This window comes from Paracoccus xiamenensis, assembly GCF_011308835.1.
GTDB lineage: Bacteria > Pseudomonadota > Alphaproteobacteria > Rhodobacterales > Rhodobacteraceae > Paracoccus > Paracoccus xiamenensis.
Map to the genome: position 1 here is coordinate 122787 of NZ_JAAOHY010000009.1, position 19877 is coordinate 142663.

The 19877-nt window shown below is 62.5% G+C and carries 17 protein-coding genes and 1 pseudogene; 13 read left to right on the plus strand and 5 right to left on the minus strand.

The window, feature by feature from the left end:
- Nucleotides 1-53 precede the first annotated feature (53 nt).
- Entirely contained in the window at nt 54-980 is a 927-nt protein-coding gene (locus G7044_RS16000) for a LysR family transcriptional regulator (RefSeq protein ID WP_166330689.1), read from the minus strand.
- 160 nt (nt 981-1140) lie between these two features.
- On the opposite strand from G7044_RS16000, the gene G7044_RS16005 reads away from it, so the two are divergent.
- The 8 genes from G7044_RS16005 (at nt 1141) to G7044_RS16040 (ending at nt 10537) form a co-directional block, all read left to right on the plus strand.
- The gene (locus G7044_RS16005) at nt 1141-2265 is read left to right on the plus strand and encodes a TAXI family TRAP transporter solute-binding subunit (protein WP_166330691.1); all 1125 of its coding nucleotides are present in this window, start codon (nt 1141-1143) and stop codon (nt 2263-2265) included.
- 108 nt (nt 2266-2373) lie between these two features.
- A complete protein-coding gene (locus G7044_RS16010; protein ID WP_166330693.1) occupies nt 2374-4365 on the plus strand; it encodes a TRAP transporter permease in 1992 nt (663 codons plus the stop codon).
- 11 nt (nt 4366-4376) lie between these two features.
- Nucleotides 4377-5042 (plus strand): 3-oxoacid CoA-transferase subunit A, encoded by a 666-nt coding sequence (locus G7044_RS16015; RefSeq protein ID WP_166330695.1) that lies wholly within the window; start codon nt 4377-4379, stop codon nt 5040-5042.
- Nucleotides 5039-5686, plus strand: coding sequence for a 3-oxoacid CoA-transferase subunit B (locus tag G7044_RS16020; RefSeq protein ID WP_166330697.1), 648 nt, complete (start codon nt 5039-5041; stop codon nt 5684-5686). Before G7044_RS16015 ends, G7044_RS16020 begins: the two co-directional genes overlap by 4 nt.
- A gap of 48 nt (nt 5687-5734) precedes the next feature.
- Nucleotides 5735-6526: a citryl-CoA lyase gene (locus G7044_RS16025; protein ID WP_166330699.1), complete on the plus strand. Its 792-nt coding sequence runs from the start codon at nt 5735-5737 to the stop codon at nt 6524-6526.
- A 90-nt stretch (nt 6527-6616) separates the two neighbouring features.
- Nucleotides 6617-7441 (plus strand): HpcH/HpaI aldolase/citrate lyase family protein, encoded by an 825-nt coding sequence (locus G7044_RS16030; RefSeq protein ID WP_166330701.1) that lies wholly within the window; start codon nt 6617-6619, stop codon nt 7439-7441.
- Between the two features lie 73 nt (nt 7442-7514).
- Complete coding sequence (locus tag G7044_RS16035) at nt 7515-9233, plus strand: acyl-CoA dehydrogenase family protein (protein ID WP_166330703.1); 1719 nt, start codon at nt 7515-7517, stop codon at nt 9231-9233.
- Complete coding sequence (locus tag G7044_RS16040; RefSeq protein WP_166330705.1) at nt 9230-10537, plus strand: MmgE/PrpD family protein; 1308 nt, start codon at nt 9230-9232, stop codon at nt 10535-10537. The genes G7044_RS16035 and G7044_RS16040 overlap by 4 nt, the downstream gene beginning before the upstream one ends.
- A 297-nt stretch (nt 10538-10834) precedes the next feature.
- Here G7044_RS16040 and G7044_RS16045 read toward each other — a convergent pair whose 3' ends face one another.
- Both G7044_RS16045 and G7044_RS16050 read right to left on the minus strand, forming a co-directional pair.
- A complete protein-coding gene (locus G7044_RS16045) occupies nt 10835-11995 on the minus strand; it encodes an ATP-binding protein (RefSeq protein ID WP_207630334.1) in 1161 nt (386 codons plus the stop codon).
- Between the two features lie 2 nt (nt 11996-11997).
- Nucleotides 11998-12690 carry a response regulator transcription factor gene (locus G7044_RS16050; protein ID WP_166330709.1) on the minus strand — a complete coding sequence of 231 codons (693 nt, stop codon included), beginning with the start codon at nt 12688-12690 and terminating at the stop codon, nt 11998-12000.
- A gap of 168 nt (nt 12691-12858) precedes the next feature.
- On the opposite strand from G7044_RS16050, the gene G7044_RS16055 reads away from it, so the two are divergent.
- Nucleotides 12859-13629: a phosphatase PAP2 family protein gene (locus G7044_RS16055; protein WP_207630335.1), complete on the plus strand. Its 771-nt coding sequence runs from the start codon at nt 12859-12861 to the stop codon at nt 13627-13629.
- 404 nt (nt 13630-14033) lie between these two features.
- Here the strand turns inward: G7044_RS16055 and G7044_RS16060 are convergent, their stop codons facing one another.
- The gene (locus G7044_RS16060) at nt 14034-14981 is read right to left on the minus strand and encodes a GlxA family transcriptional regulator (protein ID WP_166330711.1); all 948 of its coding nucleotides are present in this window, start codon (nt 14979-14981) and stop codon (nt 14034-14036) included.
- Between the two features lie 132 nt (nt 14982-15113).
- Between G7044_RS16060 and G7044_RS16065 the strand changes: the two genes are divergently transcribed.
- Entirely contained in the window at nt 15114-16220 is a 1107-nt protein-coding gene (locus G7044_RS16065) for an MFS transporter (RefSeq protein ID WP_166330713.1), read from the plus strand.
- A 98-nt stretch (nt 16221-16318) separates the two neighbouring features.
- Here G7044_RS16065 and G7044_RS18290 read toward each other — a convergent pair.
- Nucleotides 16319-16420: pseudogene (locus G7044_RS18290) on the minus strand (IS6 family transposase); the annotation flags it as partial.
- Nucleotides 16421-16734: 314 nt separating this feature from the next.
- Between G7044_RS18290 and G7044_RS16075 the strand changes: the two are divergent.
- The 3 genes from G7044_RS16075 (at nt 16735) to G7044_RS16085 (ending at nt 19758) form a co-directional block, all read left to right on the plus strand.
- Nucleotides 16735-17310 carry an RNA polymerase sigma factor gene (locus tag G7044_RS16075; RefSeq protein ID WP_235931357.1) on the plus strand — a complete coding sequence of 192 codons (576 nt, stop codon included), beginning with the start codon at nt 16735-16737 and terminating at the stop codon, nt 17308-17310.
- 84 nt (nt 17311-17394) lie between these two features.
- Nucleotides 17395-18408 (plus strand): FecR family protein, encoded by a 1014-nt coding sequence (locus G7044_RS16080; protein ID WP_207630336.1) that lies wholly within the window; start codon nt 17395-17397, stop codon nt 18406-18408.
- 108 nt (nt 18409-18516) lie between these two features.
- Nucleotides 18517-19758 (plus strand): TonB-dependent siderophore receptor, encoded by a 1242-nt coding sequence (locus G7044_RS16085; protein WP_166330715.1) that lies wholly within the window; start codon nt 18517-18519, stop codon nt 19756-19758.
- Nucleotides 19759-19877 lie beyond the last annotated feature (119 nt).

The window sequence follows — 19877 nt, forward strand, 5'->3', positions numbered from 1 at the left end:
AATGCCTACATAGTATCGTTGGTTAGTTAAATATGCCGCTATGGCATAGCTACCTACAAGGTAGTTCCGGGCCATTGGCCCGCGGTAACCAGCTTATGGACCTCTGCGGTCAGAAATTCGGCGAATCCGCTGGTCAGGCGCGATCCGGGGCGATTCAGCGGTGTCATCAGGATCAGAGTGCGGTCGATGGTGCGCCGCACGATCGGCCGCGCGATCAGCTTGCCGGCGCGGATCTGGGTGATGACACTGACCAGCGGCAGGATCGTGTTGCCAAGACCCCGCTCCACAAAGGCCAGCATGGTCGGCAGGATATCGATTTCCAAGACCACATTCAGGTCAATCTTCTCGGCATGGGCGATTGCGTCGATGCGGCCGCGCAGCCCGTGTTCGGGATTGGGCAGGATCAGCGGCTGATTCAGCGCCTCATGCGCGTGGATCGGTATGCCGTCCGAGCTGGCCGCGCCGGTCGATGGCTGAATTAGAAAAAGTTGCTCTAAAAGAATTGGTTGAGATTTTATCAGGGTAGATTTCTGTCCTTCGTAAGCCACGCCGAGGTCGATCTTTCCGCGCAGCAGCCAGTCCTGGACGTGGCCGCTGAACCCGGACACGATCCGCAGCTTCACCTCGGGGAAATTCTGCATCGTGCGTTCGATCATATGGGTGGCCAGAATCTCGGCCACGGTCGGCGGCAGTCCCAGTGTCACGGTTCCCGTCAGCAGGCGCTGATCGCCTGTAAGATCGCCGGCGAGGTTGTCGATTTCCTCGATAATGGCCTTGGCGCGGCGGGCGAGGCGCAGCCCTTCCTCGGTCGGCATTACACCGCGACCGTGGCGGCGCAGAAGGACGACGTTCAGTTCCTCTTCCAGCGCCTTGACCTGACGCGAAAGGGCGGGTTGCGCGATGCGAAGGTGTTCTGCGGCGGCGGTAATGCTGCTGAGTTCGACGATCTGGATAAAGTTGCGCAGCTGGCGGATATCCATCCATGCCTCCGTGGCATCACTGATATATTAATAATGCATTTGAAACATGGGCGCCAGTCTTCCACGGTGTATTCACGAATGGCAGGGTGCCGCGACGCGTAGCTGCCGCGGCCCGACGGAGGAGGTCGACCACCTGCCCAACAATCGGGAGGAACAACGCATGACGAAAACCTATCGCGCGGCCGCCTTCGCCGCCTTGATGACCGCCGCGCTGCCAGCTGCGGCGCAGGAACTGCCGCAAACGATGATCTGGACGTCTTATGACGTCGGCTCGGCCGGCTATGCCGAGGCCTCGGCCATTGCCGACGCCTTCGGCAAGCAGTTCGGCACGCGTGTCCGCATTCAGCCTTCGGGCAGCGGCATCGGACGATTGCAGCCGTTGTTTCAAGGCCGCGCCGATTACGCCTTTCTGGCGACCGAGGCCTTTTTCATCAACGAAGGGGCATTCGATTTCGCGGTGCCGGAATGGGGGCCGCGCGCCTTGCGCGCCGTTGCCGGCCGTCCCGCCGGCATCACCCTGATCACCGCCGGTGATGCCGGGATCGACACCATCGCCGACGCGCGCGGCAAGCGTATCGCCTTTGTCGCCGGCAACCCGTCGGTCAATGTCAAATGCGAGGCCATCCTGGCCTTCGGCGGCCTGTCGCTGGACGATGTCGAAGTGGTGACCTTCCCGACCTATGCCGCGGCCATGTCGTCGATGACGCGCAACGAATCCGATGCGACCTGCACCACACCGACCACCAGCCAGCTGTATGAACTGGCCGAAAGTCCGCGTGGCATCCACTATGCCCCGATCGAAGCCGACAATCAGGAAGGGTGGGATGCGCTTCTAAGCGTGCTGCCGATCATGAGCCCGTCTGACGAGGATATCGCCGCCGGCCTGCCCGAGGGCGAGATCGCCAAGATGGCCGCTTATCGCTATCCGGTCATCACCACGCTGCCGGAAAAGACCGATGACGAGGTCTATGCCTTCATCAAGGCGCTGGATGAGTCCTTCGATCTTTACAAGGACGGCACCGCGACGATGAAACGCTGGACGCTGGAACAGTCCGGCAAGCCCGCAATTGACGTGCCCTTCCATGACGGCGCCATCCGTTATCTGAAAGAAAAGGGTATCTGGACGGCCGAAGACGACGCCTGGAACCAGAAGCGGGTCGAACGCGAAGCCGCGCTTATCGCAGCATGGGAAGAGTTCACCGCGGCGAATTCCGGCCTTGCCGGCGAGGAATTCACCAATGCCTGGATGGCGCGCCGCGCCGAGGTCCTGGCCGGTCTCAGTTAAGCCCCAACGCATGCGGGGACGCCACGGCGTCCCCGTTTTCGCTTTCAGGAATAGATGGTCCCGGTGCGCAGGTTCCGGGGGAACATCCCGCAGGTCAGGATCTCGTTCATGACGTCCCAAGATCACCACAAAGACCCGACTGAAGCGCCGGGCGGCGCGGCAGACACCGATCACGCACCGGCGCTGACGACGCAAACCGTACTGGCGGGAGATTCGCCAGAGACCCGGCTGGTGCGCTGGCTGGTCATCGCGCTTGGCGCACTGGGCGTCCTGATGGCGATTAATCAGCAATTCCTGCTGAATCTGTTTGGGTTTCAGCCGCTGGGGAACGCCTATCTGTACTATCTGATCGGCATTTTTCTGGCCATCGCCTTCCTGACCCTGCCGGTGAGCAGTGGGCAGAACGGCCGGCTTTTGTGGCTGAACCTGCCGCTGGCCGTCGCTGCACTGGTCAGCGCAACCTGGCTTGGCATGCACGGGCTGGAAATCATTCAGCAGGGCTGGGAATACGACGCCCCGCCGATGGCCGACCTGATGGCCAGCATCCTGATCGTGCTGGTGCTGGAGGGCGTACGCCGCGCCGGCGGTAACATTCTGCTGGGTACTGCGGTGCTTTTCGGCACCTATCCGCTTTACGCCGATTACATGCCGGGATTTCTGTGGGGCACTTCCTATTCGCCGCTTGGCACCGTGCGCGCCTATGTGCTGGGGGTCGAGGGGATCATCGGCATTCCGATGCAGGTGGTGGCCGAACTGGTGATCGGCTTTGTCATCTTCGGCTCGGTCCTTGTCGTCACCAAGGGCAGCGATTTCTTCATGGAGCTGGCCTCGGCGCTGCTGGGCCACAGCCGCGGCGGTCCGGCCAAGGTGGCGGTGCTGGGTTCGGGCATCCTTGGCTCGCTGTCGGGCAGCGTGATTTCCAACATCCTGACCTCTGGGCCGTTTTCGATCCCGACGATGCGCAAGGTTGGCTATCCGGCCAGCTATGCCGCTGCGATCGAGGCCTGCGCCTCGACCGGGGCGACGCTGATGCCGCCGGTCATGGGAACGGTCGCCTTCGTCATGGCCTCGTTTCTGGGGGTGCCCTATTCCAGCATCGTGACCGCGGCCGTCATTCCGGCGCTGCTGTTCTATGTCGCGCTGCTGTTCCAGGTGGACATGTTTGCCGCCCGGCGCGGGCTGCAGGGTCTGCCGCGCGCGGATACTCCGCCAATTTGGCCGGTGCTCAAGTCCGGCTGGCCCTATCTGCTGTCGCTGGCAGTGCTGATCTATGTGCTGATGGGCCTGCGGATGGAGGCGCGCTCGCCCTATTTCGCCTCGGCCGTGATGCTGGTCGCGACCGCATTCCGCAAGGAGACGCGGCTGACCTATGCGCGGCTGAAGGCGCTGATCATGGACATCTCGATCAATATCGCCGGGCTGGTGGCAGTTCTGGCGGGTATCGGTCTTGTTGTCGGCGGCCTGTCCTATACCGGTGTGGCCGGCGCCTTCTCGCGTGAGTTGCTGCTTTATGCCGGCGGAAATACCGCGCTGATGCTGCTGGCGGGGGCCGTGACCAGCTTTGTGCTGGGGATGGGGATGACGGTGACGGCCTGCTATATCTTCCTGTCGATCCTGCTGGCCCCGGCGCTGGTGCAGGCCGGGCTGAACCCGATCGCGAGCCACCTGTTCATCCTTTATTGGGGGATGCTGTCCTATATCACGCCGCCGGTGGCGCTGGCGGCCATTACGGCGGCCAATATCGCCGGATCGAAGCCGGTCGAGACGGGCTTTCGGGCTATGCGCCTTGGCATGCCGCTGTTCGTGCTGCCCTTTATCTTCGTCTACGATCCGGCGCTGATCATGGAAGGCAGCCTGCTGCAGATCATCGAGCGCGTGGCGCTGACGCTGATTGCGATCTGGGCGATCACCGCGGCCTTCGAAAGCTGGATCTACAAGGTCGGCCGGATTGGCTGGATCAGCCGGGTGCTGTTCGGCATCGGCGGCGTGCTGATCATCTTCCCCGAGCTGCTGACCAGCCTGGCGGGCGTGGCGCTGCTGATCGGGGTGATCGTGATCAACCTGATGATGAAGCGCCCGGCCACGCCGGCAAGCGCCTGACGGAGGAGAGCATGGACAAGCGACTTCCCGACCTTGCCGCTGCGGTGGCCCCGATCACCGATGGCTCGGTTGTCATGATCGGCGGCTTCGGTTCGTCCGGCATCCCCTTTGGCCTGATCGAGGCCCTGTTGGAACAGGGTGCGACGGGGCTGACGATCATTTCGAACAATGCCGGCGCTGGCGAAACCGGCATCGCCACGCTGCTGAAGGCCGGACGGGTCGCGAAGGTGATCTGTTCCTATCCGCGCTCGCCCGGCTCGATCTGGTTCGAGCGCCGCTTCGAGGCGGGAGAGATCGGTCTGGAAGTCGTTCCGCAGGGCACGCTGGCCGAACGCATCCGCGCGGCCGGTTCCGGGCTGGGCGGGTTCTTCACGCCGACGGGCTATGGCACGCTGCTGGCGCAGGGCAAGGAAACCCGGATCATCGACGGCGTGGGCCATGTGCTGGAAGCCCCCCTACGCGCCGATTTCGCGCTGCTGCGGGCCGAACGCGCGGACAAGTGGGGCAACCTGTCCTTTCACGCCACCGCGCGCAATTTCAACCCGGTGATGGCGACAGCCGCAAGGTATTCCGTGGCAGAGGTGCGCCACCTGTCGGCGGAACCGCTGGACCCGGAACATGTGGTCACGCCCGGCATCTTCGTTCAGGGCGTCGTCGAATACGGGGTGCGACCATGAAATCGCTGAATGACAACGAACTGGCCGCGCGTGTGGCACGCGACATTCCCGATGGCTCCTATGTTAACCTCGGGATCGGCAAGCCCACCCATGTCTCGGCCTTCGTGCCCGAGGGGCGCGAGGTGATCTATCATTCCGAGAACGGCATCCTGGGCGTTGGCCCGACCCCGCCCGAGGGGCAGGAGGATGTCGAACTGATCGACGCGTCCAAGCGCTTTGTCACCGCGGCCCCGGGTGCAGCCTATTTCGAACATGCCGACAGTTTCGCCATGATGCGCGGCGGGCACATAGATATCGCCGTGCTGGGTGCCTATCAGGTGGCCGAAAACGGCGATCTGGCCAATTGGGCCACGCTGGACGAGAAATTTCCCCCCGCAGTCGGCGGCGCCATGGATCTGGTCGTGGGCGTGCCCACCATTCTGGTGATGATGCGCCACGTTAATCGCGACGGCAGCCCCAAACTGCTGCGCCAATGCACCTATCCGCTGACCGGGCTGGGCGTGGTCAGCCGCGTCTATACCGACCTTGTTGTGCTGGATGTCACGCCCCAGGGCTTCCGCCTGGTGGAGCTGACGCCCGGCAATTCCTTTGACGAGGTGCAGGCCCTGACCGATGCAACGATTCTGCCCCCCATTCCGACCTGATCCGATCAGGCCCGAGCCGAGACCGCAATAAACAAGGATGAAAGACCAATGGCCAAGCGCAAGGAAAACCTGACCTCCGAAATCGGTTGGAGCACGCCCGACCGGATCACCGTGCGCGGGCTGGACCTGCCCAGCGAGATTCTTGGCAAGATGAACCTGGGCGACGTGGCATTCCTGCTGACCGCCCATCGCCAGCCCACGCCCGAGGAATCGCGCGTATTCAACGCTATCGTCGTCACGCTGGTAGAACATGGGATCACCCCTTCGGCCATTGCCGCGCGGATGACCTATATGGGCGCGCCGGAATCGCTGCAGGCGGCGGTGGCGGCCGGTCTTTGCGGGCTGGGCACGGTCTTTGTCGGCTCCATGGAAGGTGCGGCGAAGATGCTTTATGCGGCCCTGCCGCAGGATCAGGTTGGCACGGGCGCCGATCTCGATGCCATTGCCGACAAGGTCGTGGCCGATCATGTGGCGCAGAAGAGGATCATCTCTGGCCTTGGCCATCCGCTGCACAAGCCGGTCGATCCGCGCACGCCGCGCCTGTTTGAAATCGCCGCCGAAAACGGTATGTCGGGCGAATATATCGACCTGCTGCAACGCATCCAGACCCGCGCCGAGGCTGCACATGGCAAGTCCCTGCCGATCAACGCCACCGGCGCGATTGGCGCGATCTGTTGTGAGTTTGGCTTTCCCTGGCAGATCGTGCGCGGCTTTGGCGTGATGGCGCGGTCGATCGGGCTGGTCGGGCACCTGCTGGAAGAACGCAGCGATCCGCTCGCCTATGAGATCTGGCAGCGCACCGAGCACGAGATCCTGAAAAACAACGGTCCGCAAAGCTGAAACAGGGAAGAATCCGGTGAAAGTCAGTTCCATTGACGCTGATCACCACCTACGCGCGCCTCGGGCTGTCCCCAGCTTGCAGGTGCGGCAATGACTGCCTCTGTTCCGTTGGAGCCGTCGCACAGCTTTCCGCTGTTCGTGCCGGCCGACCGGCCTGACCGCTTCGCCAAGGCCTGCGCGGCCGCGCATGACAGCGTGGTCATTGATGTCGAGGACGCAGTTGCGCCCGAAAGCAAGGCCGCCGTGCGGCGCATCCCCGAAGGCGCTTTGCCGACCGACCGCAAGGCGCAACTGCTGCTGCGGGTCAATGCCGTGGGCACGCCCTGGCATCGCGACGATGTGGGTTTCGCGGTCGCGGCGGGGTTTGACGGGGTGATGCTGCCCAAGGTCGAAAGCGGCCAGCAGGTCGCGGATCTGCGGGCCGCGCTGAACCCCGGCATGGTGGTCATCGCGCTGGTGGAAAGCGCCCTCGGCCTGTCGCGGGCCGAGGAAATCGCGGCCGAGGCCGACCGGCTGGCCTTTGGCAGCATCGACTTTGCCTGGGATCTGGGCTGCGCCCATGCCCGCCTGCCGTTGCTGTCCGCGCGTGCGCGGCTGGTCATGGCGGCGCGGCTTGCCGGAAAGCCCGCGCCCTTGGACGGCGTCACCGTCTCGACCCAGGACGCGACGCTGATCGCCAGCGATGCGCAGCACGCCGCCGAGATGGGCTTTGGCGGCAAGCTGCTGATCCATCCGCGTCAGGTCGCGCCCGCGCTGCGGGGTTTCCGCACCGATGCCGAGCAGCTTGACTGGGCGCGGCGTGTCGTCGCCGCCTCTGGTGGCGGCAGTGTCCCGGCTGTCGATGGCGAAATGGTCGACGCGCCGGTCGTGGCGCGGGCGCGGCGGATCCTTCAACGTGCAGAGTTACAGGAATGATGGCGGTGGCCGATCTCCGCCTGGGTCACCTGATCGGGCCGGCCGTAAGCGACCAGAAAACATAGGCAGAAACATGGGCATTTATCGCAACATTCCTGACAGCCGGGGCACCAACGCCTATCGCGCCGATCCGGCATTCGCGGCGCTGATGGGGGTTTATCTGCCCGAAGATCTGCAACCGGTGCTTGCCGGCCAGCTTGCGCGGATGGGCGCATTGGCGGGCGGGCGGCTGGAAGACCTTGCGCTGACTGCCGACAAGAACCCGCCCGTGCTGCATGTCCGCGACCGCACTGGCGCACCTTGCCAAACTGTCACCAAGCACCCCGCATATGCGGAAATGGAGCGTCTGGCCTTCGGCGAATTCGGCCTTGCCGCCATGTCCCATCGCGGCGGCGTCTTCGGGCATCCTGACCGGCTGCACCCGATTGCGAAATACGCGCTGGTTTACCTGTTCGTGCAGGCGGAATTCGGGCTGTGCTGCCCGCTGAGCATGACCGATTCACTGACGCGGACCTTGCGCAAGTTCGGCTCGAACGAATTGCAGGCGCGGTTTCTGGACCTTCTGACCACTCAGGACATGGACCGGCTGTTTCAGGGCGCCATGTTCATGACCGAACAGGCGGCGGGTTCCGATGTGGGCGCGATTGATACCGTGGCGCGGTACGAGGACGGCACCTGGCGGCTTTACGGTGACAAATGGTTCTGTTCCAACCCTGATGCCGCGCTGGCAATGGTTCTGGCCCGGCCTGAAGGCGCCGCCGACGGCACGCGTGGGCTGTCGCTGTTCCTGCTGCCCCGCCTCCTGCCGGATGGGACTGAAAACGCCTATCGCATCCTGCGCCTGAAGGAGAAGATGGGCACGCGATCCATGGCCTCGGGCGAGATCGCGCTGGAAGGGGCCGAGGCCTATCTTGTCGGCGATCCGGGGCAGGGCTTTCGCCAGATGACCGACATGATCAACATGTCGCGGCTGGCCAATGGGGTGCGCAGCGCCGGGCTGATGCGCCGCGCCACGTCCGAGGCGCTGTTCATTGCCCGCCATCGCAAGGCCTTCGGCAAGCGGCTGATCGATATGCCGCTGATGCAGCGGCAACTGGCCAAGATGCTGGTCTGGGCGGAGCAAGGGCGCAGCATGGTATTTCACACAGCCCGCGTGCTGGATGCCGCCGATCGCGGCGATGTCCAGATGGCGCGGGTGTTTCGCATCCTGACGCCCTTGGTCAAGTATCGCACCTGCCGCGATGCCCGCAAGGTCGCCGGCGACGCGATGGAGGTGCGCGGCGGCTGCGGCTATATCGAGGAATGGTCCGACGCTCGCATCCTGCGGGATGCACATCTGGGTTCGATCTGGGAAGGGACCAGCAACATCGTCGCGCTAGACGTGATCCGCGCGGCGCGGCGTGAAGGCGCGCTGGAGGCGCTGCTGGACCATCTTCATGCCTGTCTGGAGGGCGCCGACCCGGCGCTTGCCGCCCGTATCACCGCAGCAATGGACCGCGCCGCTGCCCTGATCCGCAATGTCGCCGATGGCGCCGAGGTTGAGACTCGTCGCGCGGCGTCGGCGCTGTATCACGCGGCCTCGGCAGGCTTCATGGCATGGGAGGCCGCGCAGCTGGCCGATTCCGCACCCGCAGTTGCGGCTGATCGGATGGAGCTTGCGCGACAGGTCCTGATCCACCGGCTGGAACCGATGGACCCGCTGACGCCCGCCCCGCCCGTTGACCTGTTGGGGCTGCTGGAACGCGCCGGCATCGACGCAATCGAACCCCTCCCGGAAGGAGCGCCCATATGACCCTCGCCGATACGCTGGCTGGATTTGCCACCGCGCCTGTCGCGGCCGATGCGCGGATGCGCCGCTTTGTCGACTTCTCGCTTGCCGACTGGGCGACGGTGGGGCTGGCGGGGCAGGGTGAACCCGTCGCCCGCGCCGCCCGGCAGATGGCTTTGGGCGACAGCGCGGGCAGGGGCGGGGCCACTGTGATCGGCGGAGGCCGCGCGGCCCCGCGGGCAGCGGCCCTGGCCAATGGCGCGATCAGCCACGCGCTGGATTACGACGACACCCATTTCCTGCATATCGGTCATCCCAGCGTCGCGGTGATCCCCGCCGCGCTTTCTGTTGCCGAGGCAGCGGGCGCCAGCGGGCCGCAGTTTCTTCAGGCACTTGCCGTTGGGCTGGAAACTGCCTGCCGCATGGGCGCGTGGCTGGGCCGGTCGCATTACGAGGCCGGATTTCATCAGACCGGCACCTCGGGCGCGTTCGGGGCCACGGCGGCGGCGGGGCGGCTGCTGGGGCTGGACCGCGCGGCCATGGCACAGGCACTGGCGCTGACTGCCACGCGGGCGGCCGGACTGAAAAACCAGTTCGGCACCATGGGCAAGCCGCTGAACGCGGGCTTTGCCGCCGAGATCGGCGTGACCTGCGCGCTGCTGGCGCAGGCCGGCGCCGATTCCGCGCCGCAGGCGATCGAGGGAACGCATGGCTTCGGGGCCACTCATGCCGGAAGCGCGCAGGCCGATGCCTTCGAGGGGCTTGGGTCCGAATGGGTCTTCCCTGACATCTCCTATAAGTTCCACGCATGTTGCCACGGGCTGCATGCCATGCTGGAGGCTGTGGAAAGCTTGATGCCGCTGGATGCGGGCAGCGTCAGCCGCGTGCAGATACGCACGCATCCGCGCTGGCTGGCGGTCTGTAACCAGCCTGAACCCGAAACCGGGCTTCAAGCCAAATTCAGCTATCGCCTGACGGCTGCCATGCGGCTGGCCGGCGTCGATACCGCCGCGCTGGATGCCTATAGCGCCGGCACCGCCGCGCGCCCCGATCTCGTGGCGCTTCGCGACCGGGTCGAGGTGATTGGCGACAGCGGCCTCAGCGATACGCAGGCGGTGGTGGTAGTCGATGCGGGCGGAGACAGCCTTACCGTGCAGCATGACCTTGCCGTGCGGCTGGAGCCCGATCTGGTCGAGGCGCGGCTGCGCGCAAAATCGACCACACTGCTGAGCGCGGACGCGGCGGATGCACTTTGGCAGGCGGTGGAGGGCTTGGCTGATCGGTCCGATCTGGCGGTGTTTTCGGGTCTGATCGGCCGAGCGCTCTAGGCTCCGGGCCTGCCGACTTCAGGTTTTTAGGTATGATTCAGGCTGCGCAAGGAGGCCTGACTGATCAGCAATCTTTACCGGCTGTCTGCGGTCCAAGCAGAGCAGCTGACACCGTTTTTCGCATAATAAGACGGCACCCCCCGCTCATTGATGATCGGCGCGTTCTGCGCGGCATAGTCTTCATCTATTGTCATGGCTTGCGGCGGTGGGATGCGCCAGGACCTACGGGCGCGCCAAGACCGTGCCCTGTCCAGCCAGAGCGAAACTGGCGCGGGACTGGATTGCGGCAGAGGCGTGCTATGCAGGACGCAGATGGATTGTAACTACGGCTCCTCCGCCTTGCCGGTTAGCAAGGTCCAACATCCCACCATGCGCGACCGCTATGGCCTGGACGACCGAGAGGCCCAGCCCTGTACCGCCTGTTTCTCGCGACCGGGAAGAGTCTCCGCGCCAGAAAGGATTGATCGCAACCGCATCCATATCTTCCGGGAACCCCGGCCCGCGATCGAGCACGCGGATGACGACGCTTTTATCCGGCAATTGTTCGGTTTCGCAGCGCAGCTGGCCGCCGCTTGCAGCATATCGGTTCGCGTTTTCCAGAAGCGCCAATACCGCCTGACCGACCCGCGCGGAGTCGGCGGCTATTCTGGCGGGGCGGAGGCTGGATTCGACCTCTAGTCGACTGGCATTCAGCGTGGGTCCGTATGCCGAAAGAACGGACTCCGCCACCTCGGCCACGTCGATCCATTCGCGCTGCATCACGAGCCTTTGGCCAATCGCCAAAGACAGAGTGCGCAGATCTTCGACAATCCGTCCCAGCCCTTCGACCTGCAGCAGAAGGTCGCCCAAGATTTTGCGATCCATCGGGAACACGCCGTCAAGGATCCCCTGCAGTGCCCCTTGAAGGACCGTCAGCGGAGTGCGTAGCTCATGCGCAACCGCCATATTGTTGAAGCGCAGGCGCTGCTCCATCCGGTCAAGGCTGGCGGCGAGATCGTTGAACGTCTCGACAAGACTTGTCACCTCGCGCGTGCTGTTCGACGAGGCCGTGACGCGCGCCGAAAAATCGCCCGACCTCAGCGTTTCGGCGGCGCTTGTCAGTTCTTCGAGAGGCCGCGCAATCCGTCGCGCCAGGAAAACGCCGATAATGCCGCAAACCGACGCGGAGAGAAGGCCGATCACCAGCGTCACTATCTGAATCCTGAGGTCCGTCGGGCCCATGAGCGTGTCCAGATGCTCAATCGCCGCCCGCAGGCCATCCGCATCCGGCAGCCGCCCTTCATTCACCAGCTTATAGGCAAGTGCCGCTTCCGGCGAGAGGCTGCGATAGTTCACCTCATCCAGATAGATGGAATAGGAGGTTACGCCGATATAGGCGACGCCCACGCTGAGCAGCAGCATGGTTGCGATTGCAGTCGCGGTCAGCGTGGCAAGTGGCAGGGCGCGATACTTCGGCATTTTCACTGCGGGTCAGCCAGACGATAGCCAATGCCGCGAACAGAGGGGAAGAAGCCGGTCGCCCCCATCTCTTCCAGCTTGCGCCGAAGATTGGAGATGTGGGTGTCCACCGTCCGTGCCAACGCGTCGCTTTCGGGCATGCAGGCGTCAAGTATATCTGCGCGTGCAAACGCCTGCGTCGGGTGGCGGATCATATGCGCGAGTATCCTGAATTCGCTGAGCGTCAGGGTCAGGGGCATACGCTGCCCATCCCTGTTGACGAAGGCCGCAAAGCTGCCGGAATCCACCTCTATTGTGCCAAAACGCAGTACGGCCTGATCCTGCTGGCCCATGGTCCGGCGCAGAACTGCCCTGACCCGCGCAACGACCTCCTGCGGATTAAACGGTTTCACCACATAGTCATCTGCGCCCAGATGAAGGCCGCTTAGCCGATCAACGTCGTCGGCAAGTGCTGTCACCATGATCACCGGCGTCGCGCTTAGCTGCCGCAGGCGGGCCAGCACGGCGAAACCGTCCAGCTTTGGAATGCGTGCGTCCAGCAGCACGATATCCGGCTTCAGAAGCGCGTGGTGCTGAAGAGCGGTTTCACCGTCGGCGGCCTGAACGGTCCGAAGCCCTTCGCGCAGCAGATATGCCTCAAGGATCCTTGCAATCGCCGGTTCATCCTCGACGATGAGAACAAGACTGTTCTTCATTTCAATGCCTTGTTGCCGTCAACAGTTCGGGCATACGCGTTTCAGCGATTCCGGACAATCCTTTGACGGGCGGATTACCCATTCCGGACAGTGCCTTGATCCTGTCTTCGCCATTTCTTGACAGTCGCGTTCCAGACGGCTGGCGATCTATCACGACAAGAGACCGCCATGCAAAGAACCGTTCCGAACTATCTGCCCAAAGCCTCTGCCGATCAGTTGCGGCTTGGCCCTGAAGCCGGCGCAAACCGGGCAATTTCCATTATCGTCAGGTCGATCATCTGCATCAGCTTTTTCTTCATGATTTTCCCGGCGTTCGATCTGGCGGTATCGCGTTGGTTCGCGGATGGGTCGGTCTTTGTTCTGGCAGAGCAGCCGCTGCTGCTGGGCCTGAGACAGTTCGGCCTCAAGGGCTCGTATCTCATCGCCGGCACGATGCTGTTGCTGCTGGGTCTGCACATCCTTCTGCCACGGCGATACATCCCCGGCGAACCGCACAAACCGCTATTCGTTCTGATGAGTTTTGTCGCCAGCCAGCTTCTTGTCGAGGTTCTGAAAGCCCTGATCGGCCGCGCACGTCCTCGGCATTTGCTGGAGTTCGGCGGAAATGCAGAGTTTACACCCGTTTGGCAGTTCTCGGCAGCCTGCGCTCGTAACTGTTCCTTCCCGTCTGGCGAGGCGGCCGCAGCAGCGGCAGCGCTTTCCCTTCTTGTGTTTGTTCCTGCAGGTCAGCGGTGGACTGCAACCATCATCATGGCACCCGTGCTCATGATGATCGCGTTGAATCGCGTTCTCTTCGGGGCGCATTTCCTATCGGATGTCGTACTTGGCTGGATGCTGACGATGCTGGTCATGGCCCTGGTCTGGAAATGGACCGAACCACGATCGGAACGGATCGCCATGTTCTTCACGAAGATCCGTCCGAGCGGGCGGTTTCAGTAAACTGTCGCCGGAAATCGGTCCAGAGATCGACCGGCAACGGCCCCGCCAAGCCACCATGAGCATCCGATAATTTCTTGGTGATAGCCGGAACGGCGACGTCGGAGAGCGCCGTCTGGCATGTCCCGGCGCGGGCGGGTGTCCGCACTGGGCCGCCCTTGGTTGATAGCTATGTCCGCAGTGGTTCCAAAGCGGGCATTTTGGTGTCGCCAGCGATCCCTGCAGCCACCACGCCAGAGGGCAATGCGCTGATTTGCACTTTTGGCGAACGGCGGGCGGGGCGCGTGCCGCATTGCATCGTCTCGGTCGTTTCGTATGACCGCTTTGTGCCGGACTTTGCCCCGCGCCAGCAGCCGGTCGGACTTCATCGCAATGACGCTTTCGCCGAAGGGATCGATCGGTGTGCCCTACTTCGCCGTTCCAAAGCGACGCAACCACGCACGGCTTGTGCAGTCATGGTGCCGCTGAAAGGCACGGTCCATTCGCTGCAGGTCGCCGAAGCCCGCGGCCGCCGCAACTTGATGCGGCGCGGCACCGCCCGCCAAGGCATTCCCTGCCCAGTCAGTCCGCACCCGTTCAACAAACCGCGCAGGCGATACACCCAGATCTCGCTGGAACTGTCGGCTAAGCGTGCGGGGCGTCAGGGCCGCGAAATCCGCCATGCTGTTCAGGTGCCAGTTATGGCCGGGGGACGCGGTCACGGCGCGGATCAACGGCGCGAGGCGTTCGGTGGTCGAGTATTGTGCCTCCAGCAGCTTGGCATATTGGTCCTGCCCACCTCCGCGTTGCACCGGAACCAGCATCTGCCGCGCGACGGCAAGCGCTGTCTGGGCATCGTGATCCTGCCGGATCATGGCAAGGGCCAGGTCGATGCCCGAGGTGACGCCGGCCGAGGTCCAGACCGGCCCGTCATGCACATGGATCTGGTTCAATCGCCAATCGACCTGCGGCCAATTACGATGAACCTGATCCGCGCGGCACCAATGGGTCGTGGCGCTGCGCCCGTTCAGAACGCCTGCCTCTGCCAGCAGCAGCGCGCCAGAGCAGATCGAGATCACCCGCGACTGCGGATGATCCACCAGCCATCTCGCAACCGGCCTCAGGATTGCCGGATTTTGCATGGCCGTCTCGATCCCGTCGCCGCCGGGCACCAGCAGGTCAGATGGTCTGGCAACATCAGCGATCGGCAGTTCGGCCGCCAGCGACAACCCGCATTGCGCCCGCGCAGGTCCGCCGTCGACCGAGGTATATTGCAAGTGATAGCCACCCGCATGACGCATTGCCTCGGCCGGGCCAGCGACATCGACCAGATGCAGGCCATCGTAAAGCATGAAGGTCACGATTCGTTTGTCCATAATTGATATTTGTATGTCATTTAGGCCTTGGCCATCCAGCGGCATAAACACGCAGAGAATTCATTCTGCGAGGTGGTGATGAATCGGAATTTATCTTTGGTTCTCGTGGCAAATGTCGTGATGGGCACGGCCATGCCCATGCTGATCATTCTTGGAGCGCTGGCGGGTGGGGTGCTTGCCCCCAGTCCGACACTGGCGATGCTGCCGCCTGCGGTGCAGATGTCGACGGGACTGTTCGTGGCCAGACCGCTTGCCGGATTGATGTATCGTCGCGGGCGCCGGCTGGGATTCCTGCTTGGCGCGGGCAGCCTGACCCTGGGTGGGCTGTTGGCGGTTCTTGCGATGACCTCAGGCCAGTTTGCACTGCTGGTGCTGGCGCATCTGGTGCTGGGGGCCGCGCTGATTGCCATTAACTACCTGCGCTTTGCGGCGGCGGAATCCGTCGCGCCCGAACGGCAGGCACAGGCGATCTCGCTGGTTCTGGCCTCGGGTCTGATCGCGGCACTTGTGGGGCCAGAGCTGTTCCGGCTGACACGTGACGCTGGGCCGGTGCCCCTGGCTGGCGCATATCTGGTTATCGCGGGACTTGGCCTGCTGGGAACGCTGCCGGTTCTGTCCCTTGGCGGCATGGGTAAACCGAAGACCGCGCCGCCCCAGGCGATACCGTTGGCCGAGGCACTCGCGATCCCGGGCGTTCGCCCAGCCATCTTGGCCGCGACCGTATCGCAGGGTCTGATGGTGCTGCTGATGGCACCTGCGCCGCTTGCGATGACGGCGGTTGGTTGCACGGCCGATCAGGCTGCTGCCGCGATCCGCTGGCATGTGTTGGCGATGTTTGCTCCGGGTCTGGTCACGGGCAGTCTGATCCGGCGCTTTGGCACGCATACCGTGCTGCTGACCGGCATGGCATTGCTGTTCGCCGCCGGCGTGGCGGCGGTTTCCGGACAGACTTTTGGGCTGTTCAACCTGTCGCTGATCCTGCTTGGCGTCGGCTGGAACTTCGGCTTCATAGGCGCCACGCATCTGCTGCAATCCAGCACACCCGCAAGCGCCCGTGCCTCGGTGCAGGGGGCCAATGATACGCTTGTGGCCACGGCTTCGGCCATTGGGGCGTTCGGCTCTGGCATGTTGCAGACCTTTTGGGGGTGGGGGTGGATCGGCGCGGCTGGCCTCACCGTGGCCGCCGCAACGTGGATATTCCTGAGATGGAGATGGTCGCGTGCAGTTCACATTGCTTGACCTTCATTCGGGAGACATCCGGATGGCGCCTGTTCCTCCGTTTCCTAATCATAACGGCGGGCCACTTCAGTGGGGGAGGATCAAGCAGAGCTGTGCAGCTTCATCAGCTTGACCGGCAGCCGCCTGGCTGCCCGCGGGTCTCGCCGTGACTGGAGGATTTCCTCTAACACAACCCCATGCTGATCGACCGCTCGCCAGATTCAAAATTCCTTACCGGCGTGAGTAAGCTGTTGCATATTTGCCGCTTACAACCGGCAAACCCTTTTCCCAGTTGTGTGCCGCTCCACTCACTCGGTTGCGCTATCTCGCTGATTTGCTTATGGAAAGCATGTTCGCAGTCTGGCCCGTCCGCTGAGCATTGTTACCATCTGACTTCGGCGACCTGTCGGTAAACCGATAATCGAGATGGGACATCAAGATTTCATCCGAAACATTGGATGTGCCAGCCGCAAGACCCGGCCCCACGGCTCCAGCTGACTGCAACGGCAACTCGACGAACCTGAGGGCATGGAGCATGCTCGTTTCGGTTCCGATGAACGAGCAGGGCACGGGCCGTATCATGAGCGGAGAACTGACAGAGATCTTTCTGGACGTGCGACAATCGCTTCTGTGGAACGTTGTGCGTATCGTGCGCGATTTCCAGGTCGCGGAAGATTTGACGCAGGAAACCTACATTCGCGCCACCAAGGCGGCGGATAGCGGTCCGGTCGACAATGTCGAGGCGTTCCTGCATCGGACTGCCCGCAACCTCGCTCTGGATCATTTGCGTCGGCGGGGCACGAGAGCGCGGGTGGAGGCCGAGGGGCTCGATACCGACCATGTGCAACAGATCGGACAGGACATTCCCTCGATCGAAGACGCGATCATCGAGCGGCAACGTCTCGGACATATCGCAAAAGCGCTCTCCGGCCTGCCGAAACGGGCTCAGGCGGTCATGCTTCTCAGCCGGCTGGAGAATTGGTCGAACCGCAGGATTGCCGAATATCTCGGTGTTTCGGAACGAACGGTCTTCAACGACCTGAAAATGGCGATGGGCCATTGCCGGGATGCTCTGCTGAAATATGACAGGTCCCGATCTCCGTCGGCGTGACATTGATCAACCGGGCCGAAGCCGCGAAATTTTCCGGTTCTAAGAAGAAGAAACGTCAAGGTAGTAGAGGCCCGAGCCAGAATAATGGATGAGAACGTGCCGCGCAGCCGAGACAAGATGGATGACGACGAGACGGATTACGTTCACGACGATCCCGTCGTCGACGCCGCCCTAGACTGGTTCGTCAGGCTCCGGGATGCGGAGGAGGATCCCCAGATCCTTGCAGGGTTTCGCGTGTGGCTTGCACAGGATCCCAGACATGAGACCGAGTTTCGCGCCCTTGAGATAATGTGGGGGTCCAACGAATTCCCGAAGGCAGTTCAAACCCTTCCAAATGAATTGCCCGACATAATTGCAGGATACTCGACCTACCGCCCGACGAAATGGGTGAAGCGTCTCGCGTCGGCGGCCGCGGTCGTCCTCGTTACGGTCGGTCTTTGGCAGTATCCAAAGCTGATGCTCGAATGGCGGGCAGATTATTTTACCGCTACAGGTGAGCAATCCACCATCCAGTTGCCAGACGGATCGACGATGATCCTGAACACTGACACCGCTATTGCTGTCGACTTCGAGAACGGTCGAAGAGACATTGCGCTGCTTCAAGGCGAGGCATGGTTCGATGTACAGCACGATCCTGAACACCCTTTCCGCGTATCCGGCGGATATGGCCGGGCGGTCGTGAAAGGAACGTCCTTTTCGGTCAGGCGGGAAGATGATCGCGACGAAGTTGTGCTGGAGCGCGGTTGGGTCGATGTGACCTGCCTTTGCGACAACCCAGATCAGGTAGAACTTCACCCCGGTGAGGGGGCTGAGGTAACCGAAGAGGGGCCACAGGCCGCATCGCTTGTAAATCCCGAACAGGCGCTGGCTTGGAGGGAGGGCAGGATCATGTTCGAGGAGGCCCAGCTTGGACACATCGTCGACGAACTTTCCCGCTACTATGGTGGGCGTATTCTTGTTTCCCGCGACAGCATCAGCCGCCTCTTGGTGACAGGCAACTACCGCCTCGACGATATCGAGGCGGCAATCAGAACCCTGGCGGATGCTGCGGGTGTCACGATGACCCGCGTTCCCGGCGGACTGATAATTCTGAGATAAAAGCTAAATTATTTTTTCCGACTCCGCCCCTCTGCTGCGTCTGAGTAGTAGAGGGGCAAAAATACCGCGCAGTGCGGGCTGCCCCGGGACCACAAGGGGCAGTGAAACATGGCCAAAAAAACTTCGTCGACATTCAGTCCTGCGGCAAGGGCACCTATCGGATGCCGTCACCTTCTGTCGCTTCTTGTCGCATCCACAGTGCTGGGAGGTGCGGTTCTGACGAGCGCTCGGCCAGCCGTCGCGCAAGCCACGATCGAGACGGCAAACTTCCAGATTCCGGCGCAATCGCTGTCCTCCGCGATCAATACATTCATCAGGCAGAGCGGTTGGCAGATCAGCTACTCTTCCGCGCTCGTGCGCGACAAGACCTCGACGGCAGTGAACGGGAACCTCGCCCCGGACGTAGCTCTGCAGCGCCTCGTCGCTGGAACCGGCATTGAAGTGCGCATCAGCGCGCCCGGCTCGGCAGCCCTTACAGGCCCGGCAGGTGCGGCGATACGTGCGGAAGACGGATCAATCCTCCTCGACACCATCATCATCCAGGGCGCAAATCCCAATTCGACTTTCGAGGTGCCCGATGCTTATGTCGGCGGGCAGGTGGCGACCGGCGGTCAGGTGGGCATGCTCGGCAACCGCGACGTGATGAACACGCCGTTCAGCCAGACCAGTTACACGAACAAGACGATCCAGAATCAGCAGGCGCGGACGGTGCATGACGTTCTGGCGAACGACCCGTCTGTGATCACGAATAGATCTGCAAGCCGCCACGATTGGGAAACAATTCGCGGCTTCAGCAATAGTGGGCAAAATGGTGGCAGAAGCCTGAACGGCCTAAACGGAATAGCACCGATAGAATTCCCGGGCGCCGACTATCTGGAGCGCGTGGACGTGCTCAAGGGACCAAGCGCCCTGCTCATCGGAATGGGAGGGGCAGGACACGGAAATATCGGCGGCTCGGTCAATCTTGTCACCAAGCAAGCTGGCGATGAACCGTTGACCGAAGTTACGACCCGCTTCGAGTCACGCTCGCAACTCGGTGCCCATGTCGATCTTGGTCGTCGCTTCGGACCGAACAAAGAGTTTGGCATCCGCTTTAATGGGGCATTCGACAAGGGCGACACGAATGTCGATACGCAGCATGCGAAGAACGGCATAGCAGCACTCAATCTCGACTATAGAGGCGAGCGTACACGACTATCCTTCGATTTCGCCCATGAGACGCGAGATCTAAATCCGATCTCAAACATTGCCTCTATTCGAAGCATAGCCGACACTCTTTCGAAAGTTCCCGACGCTCCGGATAGCAGCAAAAGTCTCTTTCCTTCTTGGGCTATGCGCGAATCCTCGTGAGTAATGAGCGAAAGTTGGTGATGCCCTGAGGGGCGGCATATCATGGCGGTGTTCACGCGCCGTCAATTCTCAGCCGAGAAAGGGATATGCCACATGCCAGAGAATACCATCACCCAACT